The 299-nt window shown below is 70.6% G+C and carries 1 pseudogene; it reads right to left on the bottom strand.

Annotated features, from left to right (window positions below):
• Positions 1 to 299: pseudogene (locus tag U4012_RS35705) on the bottom strand (phosphomannomutase/phosphoglucomutase); the annotation flags it as partial.

The raw sequence follows: 299 nt of genomic DNA, 5'->3' as shown, positions 1-299 counted from the left end.
ACTGCTCGAACGCGCCGCTGCCCGTTTCGAAGCGCGCGTCGACGATGCGGCGGTACAGCGCCTGGATCTGCTCGCCGTAGATCGCCGCGCCGCGCAGCACCATCTTGAAGCCGTTGTAGTCGGGCGGGTTGTGGCTGCCGGTGACGACGATGCACGAATCGACGCGGCGCTCGCCGTCCTTCAGCGCGAGCGGCACGCTCGCCGCGAAATAGCCGACCGGCGTGGGCACCATGCCGACGTCGACGACGTCGACGCCTGCCGCACGCAGGCCATCGGCGAGTGCGCCGACGAGCTCGGGG

The organism is Burkholderia sp. BCC1988 (assembly GCF_905339895.1).
GTDB lineage: Bacteria > Pseudomonadota > Gammaproteobacteria > Burkholderiales > Burkholderiaceae > Burkholderia.
The sequence above is the reverse complement of the archived record's forward strand: the minus strand, read 5'-3'. Positions and strand labels throughout refer to the sequence as shown.